This window comes from Corynebacterium sp. HMSC072A02, from assembly GCF_001810085.1.
In the GTDB taxonomy this organism is placed as follows: domain Bacteria; phylum Actinomycetota; class Actinomycetes; order Mycobacteriales; family Mycobacteriaceae; genus Corynebacterium; species Corynebacterium hesseae.
This window is the reverse complement of record NZ_KV799847.1, coordinates 1-15,483: the sequence shown is the minus strand read 5'-3', so window position 1 is coordinate 15,483 and position 15,483 is coordinate 1. Positions and strand designations below refer to the sequence as shown.

The window sequence follows — 15,483 nt, the reverse complement described above, 5'->3', positions numbered from 1 at the left end:
TCAACGCCCCCATCCGCTTACTTTATCGCCCTAACCTTTTCCGCCGTGACTTCTCAACTCTCGCCCCAACCACCTGCCTCCCAGGCCCACGTGGTCGTTACCGGCATTAAGCGCGAGTTCGCGGACAACACTGGTCTCCATGCCACTGACCTCGCCATTAACACCGGCGAGTTCATCTCCATTCTCGGCCCCTCCGGTTGCGGTAAGTCCACGCTTCTGCGCTGCATCGCAGGCCTCGAAACCCCCGATGCTGGCACCATCACCTTCTCCGATAAAGAAGTGTTCGGCCCACACACGAACGTTCCCGTTAATAAGCGCAACCTGTCCATGGTGTTTCAAGATCTGGCGCTGTGGCCGCACATGACTGTGGAGAAGAACATCGAGTTTCCCCTCACCACCGCGGGTAACAAGTTGTCTTCTGTGGAACGCACAGAACGTGTGCGCGCGTGCATGGACATGGTCGGAATTACCCCGAAGGCACAAGCTCGCCCTAATCAACTCTCCGGTGGCCAGCAGCAGCGCGTAGCCATCGCCCGCGCGCTTGTGTCCAACCCGCAGTTGCTCCTAATGGATGAGCCACTCTCTGCGCTCGATGCTGCCCTGCGTGTTCAGATACGTGCCGAGCTCACTGCCTTGGTCCACGACTTAGGACTCACGGTCATCTACGTCACCCACGATCAATCCGAGGCTCTGTCCATGTCGGACCGCGTCGTCGTCATGAAGGACGGCGTCATCGAACAGTTCGCCGATCCTGTCACCCTCTACGACTCCCCTGCCACCCCCTTCGTCGGTGGCTTCGTGGGTACTATGAACCGCCGCGCTGGGCTTCCCGACGTCCGCCCGGAAAACCTCACCGTCCTTGACGCGGAGGAAGACATCGGGTCTTTCCCGCACCACGTGGACGGAATCGTCCGCACCGCTCAGTACATCGGCGGACGCTACGAGCTGCACTGCGATGTCGAAGGCGCTGACGAGCCTTGGGTGGCTTACAGCCGCTCTCGAGTCGATCGTGGTTCGACGGTACGTCTTGCGTACTAGTCACATCCGTTTTCTACTTTAAGGATTCTCCATGCTGTATAAGAAACTTTCTCTCGCCCTCGCTGCCGCCGCTGCTTCTGCCCTGGCTCTGACTGGCTGCGGTTCTGTTGATTCCGCTGACTCCACCGACGCATCCTCCGCCGACAACACCGGTGCTGAAACCAGCGCCGAGGCCTGGGAAGCCCCGGAGGGACTGTCCGGCGAGCTGGACTACTACTCCGCGAACCCGCAGGGCCTTACCGACGCCCTCGTCGAAGCCTTCGAGGAAAAGACCGATGTCAAGGTCAACGTCTTCGCCGACACCACCGGCAAGATCACCGCCAAGCTCAAGGCGGAAGAGGCTAACCCGCAGGCAGACGTGGTCTACTTGGCTTCTTGGTCCGCTGCTTCCAAGCAGGACAAGGCCGGCGCTCTGGCGGAGTACACCCCGGAAGGTGCTGACAAGATCACTTCCAGCTGGGTATCCAAGAACGGCACATTCACCGGCCGCGATGGCTCCGCCTTGGCACTGGTGACCAACACCAACGTGGTGGACTCCGCTCCTCAGGACTGGGAGGACCTCGCTGACGAAAAATACAAGGATCAGGTCATTATGCCGGATCCGCGCGAGTCCGGCACCGCCGCTGACCTCATTGCCGCCATGGTGGATCAGTGGGGCGAGGACAAGACCTGGGAGCTCTTTGACAAACTCTTCGACAACGGCATGATTGTCCAGGGCGCTAACGGTCCGGCCCTGGACCAGGTCACCTCCGGTTCTCGAGGCATCGTCATGGGTGGTGTGGACTACTCCGCATACTCCGCTCAGGCCAAGGGAGAGCCGCTTGAGGTTGTTATCCCCTCCTCCGGCACTACCGTCACCCCGCGACCGGTCATGATCCTCAAGACCACCGACAACAAGGACGCTGCCGAAGCTTTTGTCGACTTCATGTTCTCCGATGAAGCACAGGAGATTTCTGCTTCCAAGAACATGATCCCGGCCAACACCGAGATCACCCCGAAGAACGGCCCGAAGCTGGAGGAGATTGAAACCCTCAACGAGGATCTCGATGGCATCGCCTCCTCCTCCAAGGACATCAAGGAAAAGTTCGCTGAGCGCTACCTGAAGTAGCCTCTACTATCTCACCACGGAGCAACCCCACCTTATGAGCACCACCACCCGCAGCCCTCAGCGCACTCTCGGCATTTATGCAGTACTCTTCGTGCTGCTCGTGCTTGTCGCTGCGCCGTTGGCATCGGTGCTCATCAGCGCTGTGGTGGGGTACCGCGATGAGCCTTCTTCTCTCCACAAGATTGTGGAGCCGGGCATGGGAGAGGTGCTACTCAATACGGTCGTCCTCTCCCTCCTCGTGGTGGTCTTTTCTACTCTGTTCGCCGCCCCGCTAGCTTTCCTGCGCGCGTGGACGTCTTTTTCTAAGGCGAACTGGATAGAAATCGCCATCATGATTCCTTTCATGACCCCGCCTTTTGCCGCAGCAATGGCGTGGATGGATTTCACCCGCCGCGGTGGAGTCTCCGAATTGCTCTTCGGGCATACCGTCGGCAAGCTCGCGCATGACGCCATTTACTCGGTTCCTGGCATGGCTTTCATCATGGCGTGCGAGCTCTTCCCCTTCCTCTATCTCATCCTGCGCAACTGTCTGACCTCAATTCCTGCATCCTCTCTGGAAATGGCTCAAGTCGCAGGCGCCAGCCGGTGGCAACAGATTAGTCGCATCATCCTCCCCACCGTCGTGGGCCCCTATTCACTGGGCGCACTGATCATTTTCATCAAGGCTGCCGGCGAGTTCGGCACCCCAGTTACCTTGGGAAACGCCATCGGTTTCACGGTCCTCGTCTCCTCCATCTACCAAGACGTCACCATCGACCCGTTGAGTTTCTCCGATGCAGCAGCCTCCTCATCGGTGTTGTTTGCACTTGGTGTGGGCGCATGGGCATTCCAGCAATGGGTCTCGCGGCGCGACCTTACCGGTGGTGGACGAGTATCCCGCCAAGTCTCGCTCCGCATCGGCACCGCAGGCAAGGTCCTTGGCAGCTTAGTTGCTTTCCTCATCATCGCCTGCTCGGTGCTCATCCCGTATATTTCCATCACCCTGGCCGCCATGACCATTCTGCGATCCGCGCCCCCAACGCCTCAAAACCTCACCTTCGACTATTTCGCCATCGTCCTGCAGATGCCTTCCGCTCAAGAAGCTTTGCTGCGTTCCATCGCCCTCGGTGCAATTGGCGCCACAACGGCGGTCATCCTCGGCATCGCGGTCACCTTGCTCACCCAGCGAACCAGGCAGATCAGCGCCCGTGTTGTCGACTTCCTTGCTGTAGCACCGGATACCGTCCCCGGAATCGTTCTCGCCATTGGCTTCATTCTCCTATGGAACGCTCCCTGGCTGCCATGGACACCTTATGGCTCCATGATCATCCTCGTCATGGCTTTTACTGTTCTCTTCCTGCCGATGGCGGTGCAGAACATCAAGACCTCCGCTGGCGTGGTTTCCCCTTCGGTCTACGAGGCAGCCGCCGTGTCCGGTGCCTCCGCCTCCCACACGTTGCGCAGCATCACCTTGCCGCTGCTTGCCCCGGGTATCTTTGCCGGTTGGCTGCTGGCGTTCTTTGTGGGCTTCCGCGAGCTCGTCATGTCCTCCCTGATCCGCCCGAGCCAGCTCAATCTCCTTGCGCCGTGGATCATGAACCAATTTGACCAGGGCCACCGCGCTGAAGCCATGGCTATGACGCTCATCGGTGTAGGAACCTCCACTGTCGTGCTAGTCCTAATCACTTGGTGGCAAGGAAGGAGGGCGCGTGGCTAGTATCCTCATTTTCGCGGACCTTCACCTTGGCCGCCCCGACGCGCCAGGCATGGAGTGGGTGCTAAACGTACTGGAGGTCACGACTGCGGATGCATGTATCTGCCTCGGTGACATCATTGACCGCAAAGCCGACGCAGCCACCTACGTACCCCAAGCACAGAAAGTCATGGCTCGCGCATGCGAGCTTTTCAGCGACGTCCATTTCATCTCCGGGAATCACGACGTCCACCACGAACTCAGTCTCTCTTCGCCTGTAACGGTTCATTCCGCCGACGTTCACTCCTTTCACTGCGCCGGCGCTACCGTTGTCACCGCCGCGGTAGCTGCCGATCCCGATCCCCGCACACTCACCTTTCCAACGCGCCAGAGCAACGAGCCGCATCTGGGATTACTGCACTCATCAGTGACCGGTGAATTCTCTAAAGGCATATGCTTGCCCACGACACCCGAACAGCTACAGGCCTGTGGCTTCGACGCATGGATTCTTGGCCACGTCCACACTCCACAAGTGCTTCAGGACAATCCCTTTATCGGTTGGGTCGGTATGGGAGAGGCAGTGCTTTACGACGTCCCCACTTCCTCCCTCACTCGCCTCTAACACATCTCCTACCTGACCACACGCGCCGCTCAGAGAACTAGCTCTCACTTGCCCACCGCGTGATCAATGTCTCACGAATTGGCGTTTGCGCTAGACCGAGAGCACCGCATGCATGCATCATGTATACATGCAAAAAGACAAGGTACCCGCCGCGGAACGGGCCTACGATCACCTCAAGCGCCGCATCATCGATGACGACATCGATGACTCGGAGATGCTCTCCGAAGCCGCCCTTGCCGCCGAGCTGGGAATGAGTAGAACCCCGGTGCGCGAGGCTTTCCTCCGTTTGGAGGTGGAGGGCTTCTTGAAGCTCTATCCCAAGCGCGGTGCGCTGGTCGTACCGATTAGCCCCCGCGAAATCCGTGAGGTCTACGAGGCGCGCCTCCTCGTGGATGAGAACTCTGCCCGCCATATTTGCGGACTGTCCGCAGAGGAGCGCGGTCTCATCGCCGATGTCCTCGTCGCCACCATCGATGAGCAAAAGGCCGCCCTAGACGCTGGCGATCTGGGCACCTATACCCAACTGGATGCGAAGTTCCACCAAACCATCATGGACAACGGCGGCAACCGCCTCCTCGCCCACCTCGGCCACACCTTGCGCGAGCGCCAACAGCGCTTTACCGCAACTGCCATCGGCCGCAGCGTCGAGAAGGCACGCGGCTTCGTGGCCCAGCACGCCTTGCTTGCCGACGCCCTCCGCACCGGCGACATCGACACCTACCTGACCGAACTCCATTCCCACCTCAACTCCTCAAGGAAGCAACTGTGACTGTCTCTGCGCATTCGAACCCGCTTGTCGAGGCGCCTACTCCCCAACCCGACGCCCCCACAGACGCCGACACCACCGAAAGCACTGAAAGCGCTGCCTCCCCAGGCTCGCCCAGCCGCTCCGCCGAAGCGCCGCTGCCTAAGCGCGCGTGGTTCCCCGTCGCCGGTGCCATGATCGCGGTTGCTTGGGGCGGAAATGAATTCACCCCGCTGCTGGTGATGTACCGCGAGACCTCGAATTTTTCCCAGGTGACGGTCAACGGGCTCTTAGCCGCCTACGTGGTTGGCATCATCCCCGCACTGCTCATCGGTGGCCCGCTGTCCGATCTGCTCGGCCGCCGCCCACTGCTGCTCCCCGCGGCACCGCTGTCCTTGGTGGGATCTTTCTTGCTCTCCATCGCCCCCAACGAACCACTCATCATCGCGTTGGGACGCGTCTTGTGCGGTATGGCATTAGGCCTAGTCATGGCGGTGGGTTCAACGTGGATTACGGAGCTCATCACGAGCGCCGGCGGCGACCCAGCGTCCGGCGCTCGTAAGGCTTCGTTGTGTTTGACCGCCGGCTTCCTCGTCGGCGCGGGTATCGCTTCGGTGCTGGCCCAGTGGGGGCCATGGCCGACTCACACGGCCTATATCCTCCACATGCTGCTCACGCTGTTGACTGCCGTGTGGATCCTGCATACGCCTGAGACCCGCCAGCCCAGCCGAGGCGATGTCAAGACCACCATCCTGGAGCTCAGGGTGCGTGACATGCTGGAGATGCTCCACATCCCCGCCGCTGCGCACAAGCGTTTCCTGCGTGTCGTCGTGCCTGTGGCCCCCTGGGTCTTTGGCTGCGCGGGAGCGGCCTATGCGCTCCTTCCACAGCTGCTATCCGAATCCGCTGGAAACGCCCCCATCGCTTTCTCCGGCCTGATGACCGTCATCACCCTGGGCTGCGGCGTGGCCGTCCAGATGCTGGGCCGCCTGGTTGATACCCACAAGTCCGCGCGAGCCTCGGCCCTGTCGATGTTCGTCATCACCGTCGGCGCAATCCTCGGGGCGTTTGCTGCGCACTCGCTGTCCCTGCCGCTCGGCATCGCGGCCGCCGCCACGATGGGCGCGGGATACGGTTTGGCGCTGGTCGCTGGATTGTCCGAGGTCCAGCGCATCGCGGGCGAGCGAGAGCTCGCCGGCTTGACCGCCGTGTACTACTCCATTTCTTACACTGGCTTCTTCATCCCGATGGCCTTTAGCGCGCTTGCGCCCTATATCGGCTTCACGGCGTTGTTCAGCATCGGCAGCTTCTTGGCGCTGGTGTGCCTCATCAACGTCATCCTTGCGTGGCGCGCACACCTGCCCGGAACCCGCCGCTAGCGCACACGCCCCGTCATCGCGGCCCCCTCCGGGCCGCCCTGCGCCACCAGTGCGCAGATGCTCAAAGCTCCGCCTCCCCGCTCGAGGGAAGCGGAGCTTTTCGCTGCGGATTTAGGCCTTTGCCACGGTAGCCGTCACGCCCTTGAGGACATCATGGATGTTCTGTCCATCGCTTGGCTCGAGAGCCTGGGTCGTCACAGTGAAGTCGACAGCGAGCACCTCCGCCGCGATGTGCTCGCGGTGGCGATGAGCCCACTCTTCCTTCTCCGCGGGAACGGAGAGAACCACGGTGATGCGGTCAGTCACCACGAAATCCTCGGCCTTACGCGCATCCTGCAAACCGCGGATGACGTCCGCAGCCCAGCCCTCTGCCTCGAGCTCTTCCGTCACCTCGGTATCCACGGCGACGAGGCCATCGAGCCCTTCCACACGAGCCGTCGACTTCGCATTCGCCGCCTTGAGGCGCTCGGTGTACTCGTCCGGGGATAGGCGGATATCGCCGTCGACCACGACGTCCTCGCCCTCGCGCATGTAGTTGCCCGCCTTGAGGTTCTTGATGGCTCGCTGAACATCCTTGCCCAAGCGCGGACCGGCTACCTTGGCGTTGCACACGACCTCGAAGGTGCCCACCGCGTCGACATCGTCGGTAAGCTCAACGTCCTTAACGTTGACCTCATCCCGGATGATGTCCTTGAAATCCGCCAGGCGCGCCGAATCTTTCATCGCCACCGTCAGCTTCGGCAGCGGCAGGCGGTTGCGCAGCTTGTTGGACTTGCGCACCGAGGACGCCGCGGAGGCCACCGCGCGGGTGGCATCCATGGCGGCCACGAGGGCATCGTCAGCCGGGTAATCCTCGGCCTTTGGGTAGGAAGCCAAATGCACGGATCGCTCACCGGTCAGGCCGCGGTAGATGACCTCAGCCACATGCGGCAGCAGCGGCGCGACCACGCGGGAGACCGTCTCCAGGACCGTGTAGAGCGTATTGAAGGCCTCCGGATGGGTTTCCTCGCCCTCCCAGAAGCGGTCACGGGAGCGGCGCACGTACCAGTTGGTCAGCGCATCCGCGAAGAGGCGGACCTCCTCCGTTGCCGAAGCAATATCGGTATTCGCCAGCGCGTCGTTGGTGTTCTTCACCAAGTCATGGGTCTTGGCCAAGATGTAGCGGTCCAGCACGTTGGTGGAGCTCACGTCGAACTTTGTGTCCTGGGAGGCGTAGAGCTGCAGGAAGGTGTACGAGTTCCAGATCGGCAGGATGGCCTGGCGCACGCCCTCGCGGATGCCCTGCTCGGTGACGATGAGGTTGCCGCCACGCAAGATCGGCGAAGACATGAGGAACCAGCGCATCGCATCCGAGCCATCGCGGTCGAAGACCTCATTCACATTCGGATAGTTGCCCTTGGACTTCGACATCTTCAGGCCATCATTGCCCAACACGATGCCGTGGGCGACAACCTTCTTGAACGCCGGGCGGTCGAACAGGGCGGTGGACAACACGTGCAGGAGGTAGAACCAGCCGCGCGTTTGGCCGGAATACTCCACGATGAAGTCCGCCGGGGAATGCGTCTCAAACCATTCCTTGTTCTCAAACGGGTAGTGCTTCTGCGCGAACGGCATCGAGCCCGACTCAAACCAGCAATCCAGCACGTCCGGCACGCGGCGCATCGTGGACTTGCCCGTCGGATCATCCGGGTTCGGACGAGTCAGCTCATCGATGTACGGGCGGTGCAGGCTCGTCGGACGCACTCCGAAGTCACGCTCCAGCTCATCCAGCGAGCCATAGACATCGACGCGCGGGTACTCCGGGTTATCGGAGATCCACGCCGGGATCGGAGCGCCCCAGTAGCGGGTGCGGGAGATGTTCCAGTCGCGAGCGCCCTCCAGCCACTTGCCGAACTGACCGTCGCGGATGTGCTCCGGCAGCCACTCGATCTCATTGTGGTTGAGCTCGACCATGCGGTCACGGAACTCCGTCACCTTGACGAACCATGCAGGCAGCGCCATGTAGATGAGCGGCTCGCCGGAGCGCCAGGAGTGCGGGTAGGAGTGCTCGATGGTCACGTGGCGTACCACGCGGCCAGCGGCCTTGAGGTCCTTGATGATGGCCTTGTTGGCATCGAAGACGAGCTGGCCCTCATACGGCGGTACCTGGGAGGTGAACTTGCCGTCCTCATCCACCGGGATGACTAGGCCCACGCCGTACTTCTGGCAGGTGAGCATATCGTCCTCACCGAAGGCCGGAGCCTGGTGGACCACGCCCGTGCCGTCCTCGGTGGTGACGTAGTCAGCAAGCAAGACCTGGTACGCATTCTCGACATCCGGGAAGAAATCGAAGATGGGCTGGTACTTAAAGCCCTCCAGCTCCGCGCCCTTGAACGTCTTGAGGACTTCCGCCTCACCCAGCTCCTTCGCCAGGGTGCCGGTCAGCGCTTCAGCCATCACGAAGGTACGGCCAGCAAAGTCGCCCTCGGTGGCCTTGAACAGGACGTAATCAACCTCCGGGTGGACCGCCAGAGCCAGGTTGGACGGCAGGGTCCACGGGGTGGGGGTCCAGGCGAGGAAGGAGGCGTCGGCAAGCTCGGTGTTCTCCGCCAACGTCTTCTCCGCCGCACTTCCCTCCACGGCACCAGCCACCGGGAACGTCACCGTCAGGGTCGGGTCCTGACGCATCTTGTAGGAGTCATCCAGGCGGGTCTCCTGGTTCGACAGGGAGGTGTGCTCCGCCCAGGAATACGGCAAAACCCTAAAGCCCTGGTAGATCAGGCCTTTGTCATAGAGCTCCTTGAACGCCCACATGACGGACTCCATGTACTCCAAGTCCATGGTCTTGTAGCCGTTCTCGAAATCCACCCAGCGAGCCTGGCGGTTGACATACTCTTCCCACTCATCGGTGTACTCGAGGACGGACTTGGCGCAGTACTCGTTGAACTTCTCCAGGCCCATCTCCTCGATCTGGCCCTTGTCCGTGATGCCGAGCTGCTTTTCTGCCTCCAGCTCCGCCGGCAATCCGTGGGTATCCCAGCCAAAGACGCGCGGGACGTGGTTGCCGGCCATGGTGCGATAGCGCGGGACGATGTCCTTGACGTAACCGGTCAGCAGGTGGCCGTAGTGCGGCAGACCGTTGGCAAAGGGAGGGCCATCATAAAAGACATACTCGGGGCAGCCCTCTGTCTGCTTGAGGCTGGCTTTAAAGGTGTCGTCGGCCTTCCAGTACTTCTGGACTTCCTGCTCCATATCGGGGAAACGGGAAGACCCAGCAGTCATATCAACTTTGGGATAAACACTGCCGACGTTCGCGGGGTTATTACTCATCTAAAAATTCCTTCACTCGTTCGCTGTGACGGGGACGCGCCGTACGGCTCGCGGTACCACCCCGCTTGGGCGCCGAGGCGCCCCGCTTCGTTGATGTGAAGGAGATGACGGTCCCTACCCGCCCGGTTCTAATGATGCGACGCTCACGCGCCTCACGTTCTTCCGGAATGCTCCCCGGTGATAGCCGGCTCACTGCATATAGCTCCAAAGTATAACCGAGGGGTCAAGTTTTCACAGGCGCAGGTTCCCGTGAACCCCAAAATAGAAACGACAGTGCACAAAAGAGGTGTCTGAGAAACGGTTTTCCACAGGAACATTTTTTCTAATGCGCGCAGCTCAGAAGGTGTTTTATGCTCCACAGATATGAACGCGCTACAGACTTTCCTCAACGCACTCGGGGCCGGCATCGATGTCATCGCCGAGTGCGAAGGCATGTCTGAAGCAGACCTCATCGCCGCCGGTTCCCCAGACAAAACTGCCGCGCAGTTGGTGCGGCTGCACACGAGCTTCTTTGGCAAGACCGCCATGACCAAGATGCAACGTGATGCGGTGAAGGCTGCGCGCCAGCGCGGCCACTCATTGCCCACTCTGGAAGTCATTGACCGCTATGCCCGCAAAGCCAAGACGCAGGCATTGGGCTGGAAGCTGCGCCTAGAGTTGTGTCGGACCAGCGCCGATACCCTCGCGATGGAAACACTGGCGAAGAAGAGGCTCAAGGAGCACTCGGCTCCGCCCGCACCGAAGGAGGGCGTGACCATTTACCGCCGCCGCAATGCACCGTGGACGATGGCAATCACAGGCCCCGCGCAAATGATTGCAGAGCTTAGCGACGCCGTCGACCGCGAACGTCCCCTCGAATCCATCCGCGAAGCCTTCTTCAAAGGCGCCGCCCCGCGCCGCAGTTTGCAAACCAATATCTTGGTCCCGCTGGATGCAATGACGAAGATTCTCAACGGCGACGGCGAGGAAATCACGCTGCAGATGACCAACGGCGCAACGATGACCGGCGCGGAATACCTCAACAAGGTCCTAGCCGAAGAGATCGACCTCGATGGCGCGCTCGCGACTCTCTTCCACCCCTATCACGGGCCGGTCAATCTCTACTATGAGGAGCGCTCCGCCAGCATCAAGCAACGCATCATGGCCATGGCCGAGTTCCCGGTCTGTGCTTGGGGCTCCTGCATGAAGCCCGCCGATGAATGCCAAGTTCACCATCTCATCGCGTGGAAGAACGGCGGGTATACCAACCAGGAAAACCTGGTGATGCTGTGCCCATATCACAATGGCGTGAACCAGGACGATCCGAACGCGCCACCGGGACGCGGCCGCATGGCCCGGGTCAACGGAACGGCCATGAGGACGTACGGTCCCCTCCCGCCGCCCACGCCTCTGCAAGCGCCTCCCGGGCTATTCGACGCCCTGGAAAGAGACGACTAGGAGCGACACAACTAGGAGTCTTCGCAAAAGCCCTCCACCCAGAATTACTGCTGGGGCGAGGGCTACTCGTCGTGCTTGCGGCGCAGTTTAATCACGGTATCTGCGATAAACAGAACAATGCCTACCCCGGCAGAAGCAAAGAGCAGGTACAGAGACCACTCAGCGGCGGAGAGGATGTAATTCACGAACGCCAAGAAAGCCACAAAGGCCAAAAGCAATGCACCAATAAGCATGCGCGCTCTCCTTCCCCGTCACTGCCTCAAAAATCAATACCTACTGAGAATACATACCCACAGAAAAGAATAACGGCGCCCCCGCAGGGACGCCGCTGATTCAGTGATTAATTGTTGGACTTGCCGGCTTCACCGTTGGGAGCAGCGGTGCCGCGGGACTCCAGCTCCTCAAGCTGAGACTGCAGCAGCGTCTTGAGGCGAGTACGGTACTCGCGCTCGAAGGTGCGCAGCTCGGAGATGCGAGCCTCCAGAGCGGTCTGCTGCTGCTTGACCGTGTTCATGACCTCGGTGTGCTTCTTCTCGGCATCGGCCTGCAGCGCAGCTGCCTTCTCCTCTGCCTGGCGAATCTGCGCCTCGGCGCGGGACGTAGCATCGGACTCAGTCTGCTTTGCCTTGTTCTCAGCGTCCGCCACCAGCTTCTTGGAGCGGGTATCGGCCTCCTGCAGCTGAGCTTCGTAGCGCTTCTGGGCATCCGCGAGCTGGGCCTTGGAGTGGGAGTCAGCATCGGCAAGCTGCTTCTCTGCCGCCGTGCGGGCCTCAGCCAGCATGGACTCGGAATCAGCCTTGGCCTCGCTGGTGAGGCGGTCCGCCATCTCCTGAGCCAAGCCCAGCACGCGGGCTGCCTGCATGTGAGTATCCGGGGTAGCCAGGCCCTGTGCGTTGGACTGGGCAGCGCCCGCACCAGCCACGGCAGCGGCGGAAGAGGCGGTGGTGGAGGCTGCGGAGTTCTTCTTTGCGGACTCCAGCTCCTTCTTCGTGTTCGCCAGTTCCTTCTTGGAAGCCTCCAGCTCGCGCTTGGCGGCGGCAGCTTCCTCGCGAGCTGCCTTGAGCTCGGCGGAGTTGTCCTTTGCCTGAGCAGCCGATGCCTGGGAAGACTGTGCCTGAGCAGCCTTTGCCTGCTCCTGCGCACGCTTCGTCTCTTCCTTGGCCTTGGCAATCTCATTCTTGGAGTCAGCCAGCTTTGCCTCGTACTCAGCGCGAAGCTTGGATTCAACTTCCTTGCGCACAGCGGCCTCGTCGACCTTAGCGGCAGTAGCGCCGCCAGCGGCGCCGGCCGAAGTCTGAGACTTCAGTTCCTCAACCTGGGCGTGGAGATCATCGTTCTCGTCCTGCAGCTGAGCAAGAGCATCCTCAACGAGGTCGAGGAACTGATCTACCTCATCCTCGTTGTAGCCACGCTTGCCAATTGGCGGCTTGCTGAAAGCGACGTTGTGTACATCAGCGGGTGACAGTGGCATTGACTTCTCTTCCCCTTACGAATCGGTCAAACCTCTAGAGGTTCCAGAGGCCGGGTACATATGCGGTTAATAATACGGATTTTGCTAACTCATTGTATCCGAATCAACACATTATCTAACGCTGGCACGAGTCTCAACGTTAACAGGAGGGTTTAATACACCCGTTAGTTACACAGCAAGTCCGCTGGGGCCGAAAAATAGCCACGAAATCAGTTGCGAAAGAATGGACAAAAGCAGGAACAAAACAATGATGGAAACGTCCAGCGCAACGCCTCCCAACTGCAGCGGAGGAATCACCTTTCGCAGCGCCTTAACCGGCGGGTCAGTGACTACGAAAAGCACCTCTGCAACCATCATGAACCAGCGGGGTGGATTGAATTGGCGCGAAAAAGATTGAATCATTTCGATGACGATTCGCGCTAACAAAATCCACGAGTAAAGACTCACGGCAACGAGGAGAATTGAACCTAAAGCATTCACAGTGCCCGAGCCTATCCGAACCACCCCCGCTAACGGTATTCCCCTGCCCTCCGGTTCGCGCTCGGCGAACATGAACGGCTAATCGTCGGCTGAACTATCCCCGAACTCAGTTCGCCGCCGGCCCCATAAATGCGAAACCGCCCCATCGCTTCCCCTCCCCTAAGCCAACACGGGAGAAAAGAAATCGATGAGACGGCAGAACGCGACGTACTTAGCGCAGATGAGCTGCGCGCTCCAGCTCAACAGTGGAGATATCGGCGCCCTTCGGCACGATGGCAAACACCTTTCGGCTGGTGTCCACGCCCTTGGTCAGGTTCTTCATGCGGCCCTCCAATGCAAAGCAGAGGCCAGCGGCAAAATCAACGAAGCGCTTTGCGGAGCCACGGTCAGCGTCAGTGAGCTCGAAGACCACTGCGTCACCGTCGCGGAAAGGGCCACCGACCTTCGCTGCATCGTCGAAAGAGACGAGCGACAGCGCCACGATGGTCGGGACAAATTCCTCTTCCGGCTTCTCGTAGGAAGGTGCATACGCCGGAGCGCTGTAGCTGCGCTCGTCAGCGTAGTAAGCATCGTCGGTGTCCATGTCCATCGGGCCCAGCCCGAAGAACTCTTTAGTCCTATCAATCAGTGACATTCTGGGTCTCCCTCTGACCTAGTGTGTGCTGTTCATTTGCTGTCTTGTAATGCACTTTTGCAATGTCAATTAACCTAGCGGGCGAGCTCCCATGATTCCGGTTCCGACACGCACGATATCCGTTCCAGATGCAATCGCCGCCTCCAAATCTGCGCTCATTCCGGCTGACATTTTTAAAGCCCGTCCGAGCTTCGCCGCGACCTCGTCGGTCAGCGCCCTTACCCGAGCGAATACCTCCGCAGGCTCGCTCTCCAGTGGAGGAACCACCATGAATCCCTGCAGCTGCACATTCTCCAGCTCTTCAACGACATCCACCAGAGCGGGGACATCCTCCAGCGGACATCCGCCGCGTGCGGTGTCGCCATCGGCGGAAACCTGAATGAATGCCGGAAGGGCGTCCTCGCGTTGCCCGCGTTCTTGGGCAAGCGCCACGCCTCGGTCCAGCGCCCGGGCAAGCTTTTCTGAGTCAAGGGAGTGCACGCTGTGCGCCCAGCGGGCGACGTGGTTCGCCTTTTTGGTTTGAATCTGGCCGATCATGTGGAAGCGAATCTCGGGCAGCGCCTCTGCTTTGGCGCGCGCCTCCTGCTCACGGTTTTCTGCTACATCCGCAATTCCCAGCTCCCCCAGCAGCGCGATGTCCTCTGCCGGGTGAAATTTCGTCACCGGCAGCAGCTGTGGCACGGGACGGTCATACGTGGCGGCGAAGCCTCGAATCTCAGCGCGGGTGCGCTCCAAACCGGCCCGTAGTTCTTCGCGACGCTCAGCGGGGTCCTTGCTAGTCATTTAATCCTCCAACCAAATCACACCGGATTGACGCCCGGTGACGCCCTCGCGGCGATAAGAAAAGAATTCAGTGTCTTCGATCGTGCAGCGCGGATCCGACTCAATGGCCGTAACTCCCATCCCCATCAGCTGGCGAATCAGGCCGGCGCGCACGTCAACTCCCCACGTACCAGACGAGGTGCGAGTCTTGGAGCCGGGCAGGTGCTTCTCGACGTCTTCCGCCATCTCCTCCGGCACCTCATAGTTGCGTCCAGAAGCAGCAGGCCCCATAAGTACCTGGATCGACGCGGGAGTCGCCCCCAGCTCAACCATTGCGTTCACGGTGTTCCGGACGATTCCGTTGCGCGCGCCTAGGCGTCCGGCGTGGGCGGCGGCGATGACGCCCGCGGAGACGTCGACAAGCAGCACCGGCGTGCAATCAGCAACGAGCACGCCTAGCCCCAAGCGCTTTTCGGTGGTTACGACGGCATCGGTGGCGGGGACGGGTTCGCGGACACCGCGGCGTTCGGCCCCCACCACCGTGACCGTGTTGGTGTGGAGCTGTTCCATCCACACGATGTCTTCTAGACCAGTCACCCGCAGAAGCCGCTGGCGATTGGCGGTCACGGCCTCGGGCTCATCACCAACGTGATCGCCCAAGTTGAAAGAGTTATAAGGGGACGACGACGCCCCGCCGGCACGGCTGGTGAAAACCATGCGGACGGGGCGTTGTGCTACGTGTGCTTCCTCGTTTACTGGCATGCACTCCAGAGTAGCGGGCTGGGGTTAACGGGCTCTTCCGGTTTTGGGGTGCGTAGCGGGGTGA

14 protein-coding genes are annotated in these 15,483 nt (G+C 60.6%); 7 read left to right on the top strand and 7 right to left on the bottom strand.

Features of this window, described 5'->3' with window-relative positions; all coding sequences use genetic code 11:
* Positions 1 to 45 precede the first annotated feature (45 nt).
* The 6 genes from HMPREF2698_RS05290 (at position 46) to HMPREF2698_RS05265 (ending at position 6,564) form a co-directional block, all read left to right on the top strand.
* Positions 46 to 1,038, top strand: coding sequence for an ABC transporter ATP-binding protein (locus tag HMPREF2698_RS05290; protein WP_070563153.1), 993 nt, complete (start codon positions 46 to 48; stop codon positions 1,036 to 1,038).
* Between the two features lie 31 nt (positions 1,039 to 1,069).
* Positions 1,070 to 2,146 (top strand): ABC transporter substrate-binding protein, encoded by a 1,077-nt coding sequence (locus tag HMPREF2698_RS05285; RefSeq protein ID WP_070519889.1) that lies wholly within the window; start codon positions 1,070 to 1,072, stop codon positions 2,144 to 2,146.
* Between the two features lie 34 nt (positions 2,147 to 2,180).
* A complete protein-coding gene (locus HMPREF2698_RS05280) occupies positions 2,181 to 3,842 on the top strand; it encodes an ABC transporter permease (protein WP_070562679.1) in 1,662 nt (553 codons plus the stop codon).
* The gene (locus tag HMPREF2698_RS05275; RefSeq protein WP_083303797.1) at positions 3,835 to 4,440 is read left to right on the top strand and encodes a metallophosphoesterase family protein; all 606 of its coding nucleotides are present in this window, start codon (positions 3,835 to 3,837) and stop codon (positions 4,438 to 4,440) included. Before HMPREF2698_RS05280 ends, HMPREF2698_RS05275 begins: the two co-directional genes overlap by 8 nt.
* Positions 4,441 to 4,567: 127 nt before the next feature.
* Positions 4,568 to 5,209 carry a GntR family transcriptional regulator gene (locus HMPREF2698_RS05270; RefSeq protein ID WP_070562676.1) on the top strand — a complete coding sequence of 214 codons (642 nt, stop codon included), beginning with the start codon at positions 4,568 to 4,570 and terminating at the stop codon, positions 5,207 to 5,209.
* A 170-nt stretch (positions 5,210 to 5,379) separates the two neighbouring features.
* Positions 5,380 to 6,564, top strand: a complete 1,185-nt coding sequence (locus HMPREF2698_RS05265; RefSeq protein WP_154761861.1) for an MFS transporter — start codon at positions 5,380 to 5,382, stop codon at positions 6,562 to 6,564.
* 111 nt (positions 6,565 to 6,675) lie between these two features.
* Here the strand turns inward: HMPREF2698_RS05265 and ileS are convergent, their stop codons facing one another.
* The gene (ileS, locus tag HMPREF2698_RS05260) at positions 6,676 to 9,873 is read right to left on the bottom strand and encodes an isoleucine--tRNA ligase (protein ID WP_070562671.1); all 3,198 of its coding nucleotides are present in this window, start codon (positions 9,871 to 9,873) and stop codon (positions 6,676 to 6,678) included.
* A 363-nt stretch (positions 9,874 to 10,236) separates the two neighbouring features.
* On the opposite strand from ileS, the gene HMPREF2698_RS05255 reads away from it, so the two are divergent.
* Positions 10,237 to 11,310 (top strand): HNH endonuclease signature motif containing protein, encoded by a 1,074-nt coding sequence (locus HMPREF2698_RS05255; protein ID WP_070562668.1) that lies wholly within the window; start codon positions 10,237 to 10,239, stop codon positions 11,308 to 11,310.
* 62 nt (positions 11,311 to 11,372) lie between these two features.
* Here HMPREF2698_RS05255 and HMPREF2698_RS13440 read toward each other — a convergent pair whose 3' ends face one another.
* The 6 genes from HMPREF2698_RS13440 to pgeF all read right to left on the bottom strand — a co-directional run bounded on the left by HMPREF2698_RS13440 (position 11,373) and on the right by pgeF (position 15,419).
* Positions 11,373 to 11,543: a hypothetical protein gene (locus tag HMPREF2698_RS13440; RefSeq protein WP_168162406.1), complete on the bottom strand. Its 171-nt coding sequence runs from the start codon at positions 11,541 to 11,543 to the stop codon at positions 11,373 to 11,375.
* Between the two features lie 107 nt (positions 11,544 to 11,650).
* Positions 11,651 to 12,781, bottom strand: a complete 1,131-nt coding sequence (locus HMPREF2698_RS05250; RefSeq protein WP_070562665.1) for a DivIVA domain-containing protein — start codon at positions 12,779 to 12,781, stop codon at positions 11,651 to 11,653.
* A 168-nt stretch (positions 12,782 to 12,949) separates the two neighbouring features.
* Positions 12,950 to 13,261 carry a YggT family protein gene (locus HMPREF2698_RS05245; protein ID WP_070520150.1) on the bottom strand — a complete coding sequence of 104 codons (312 nt, stop codon included), beginning with the start codon at positions 13,259 to 13,261 and terminating at the stop codon, positions 12,950 to 12,952.
* Positions 13,262 to 13,472: 211 nt separating this feature from the next.
* Positions 13,473 to 13,895, bottom strand: coding sequence for a cell division protein SepF (locus HMPREF2698_RS05240; protein WP_070519876.1), 423 nt, complete (start codon positions 13,893 to 13,895; stop codon positions 13,473 to 13,475).
* A 69-nt stretch (positions 13,896 to 13,964) separates the two neighbouring features.
* Positions 13,965 to 14,678, bottom strand: a complete 714-nt coding sequence (locus HMPREF2698_RS05235; RefSeq protein ID WP_070562664.1) for a YggS family pyridoxal phosphate-dependent enzyme — start codon at positions 14,676 to 14,678, stop codon at positions 13,965 to 13,967.
* The gene (pgeF, locus tag HMPREF2698_RS05230) at positions 14,679 to 15,419 is read right to left on the bottom strand and encodes a peptidoglycan editing factor PgeF (protein WP_070562661.1); all 741 of its coding nucleotides are present in this window, start codon (positions 15,417 to 15,419) and stop codon (positions 14,679 to 14,681) included. It lies immediately after the preceding gene.
* Between the last annotated feature and the right edge of the window lie 64 nt (positions 15,420 to 15,483).

Coding starts and splice junctions, on each gene's coding strand:
- HMPREF2698_RS05285 (WP_070519889.1), top strand. CDS start 1,070: ATGCTGTATAAGAAACTTTCTCTCGCCCTCGCTGCCGCCGCTGCTTCT.
- HMPREF2698_RS05280 (WP_070562679.1), top strand. CDS start 2,181: ATGAGCACCACCACCCGCAGCCCTCAGCGCACTCTCGGCATTTATGCA.
- HMPREF2698_RS05270 (WP_070562676.1), top strand. CDS start 4,568: ATGCAAAAAGACAAGGTACCCGCCGCGGAACGGGCCTACGATCACCTC.
- HMPREF2698_RS05265 (WP_154761861.1), top strand. CDS start 5,380: ATGATCGCGGTTGCTTGGGGCGGAAATGAATTCACCCCGCTGCTGGTG.
- ileS (WP_070562671.1), bottom strand. CDS start 9,873: ATGAGTAATAACCCCGCGAACGTCGGCAGTGTTTATCCCAAAGTTGAT.
- HMPREF2698_RS05255 (WP_070562668.1), top strand. CDS start 10,237: ATGAACGCGCTACAGACTTTCCTCAACGCACTCGGGGCCGGCATCGAT.
- HMPREF2698_RS13440 (WP_168162406.1), bottom strand. CDS start 11,543: ATGCTTATTGGTGCATTGCTTTTGGCCTTTGTGGCTTTCTTGGCGTTC.
- HMPREF2698_RS05250 (WP_070562665.1), bottom strand. CDS start 12,781: ATGCCACTGTCACCCGCTGATGTACACAACGTCGCTTTCAGCAAGCCG.
- HMPREF2698_RS05240 (WP_070519876.1), bottom strand. CDS start 13,895: ATGTCACTGATTGATAGGACTAAAGAGTTCTTCGGGCTGGGCCCGATG.
- HMPREF2698_RS05235 (WP_070562664.1), bottom strand. CDS start 14,678: ATGACTAGCAAGGACCCCGCTGAGCGTCGCGAAGAACTACGGGCCGGT.
- pgeF (WP_070562661.1), bottom strand. CDS start 15,419: ATGCCAGTAAACGAGGAAGCACACGTAGCACAACGCCCCGTCCGCATG.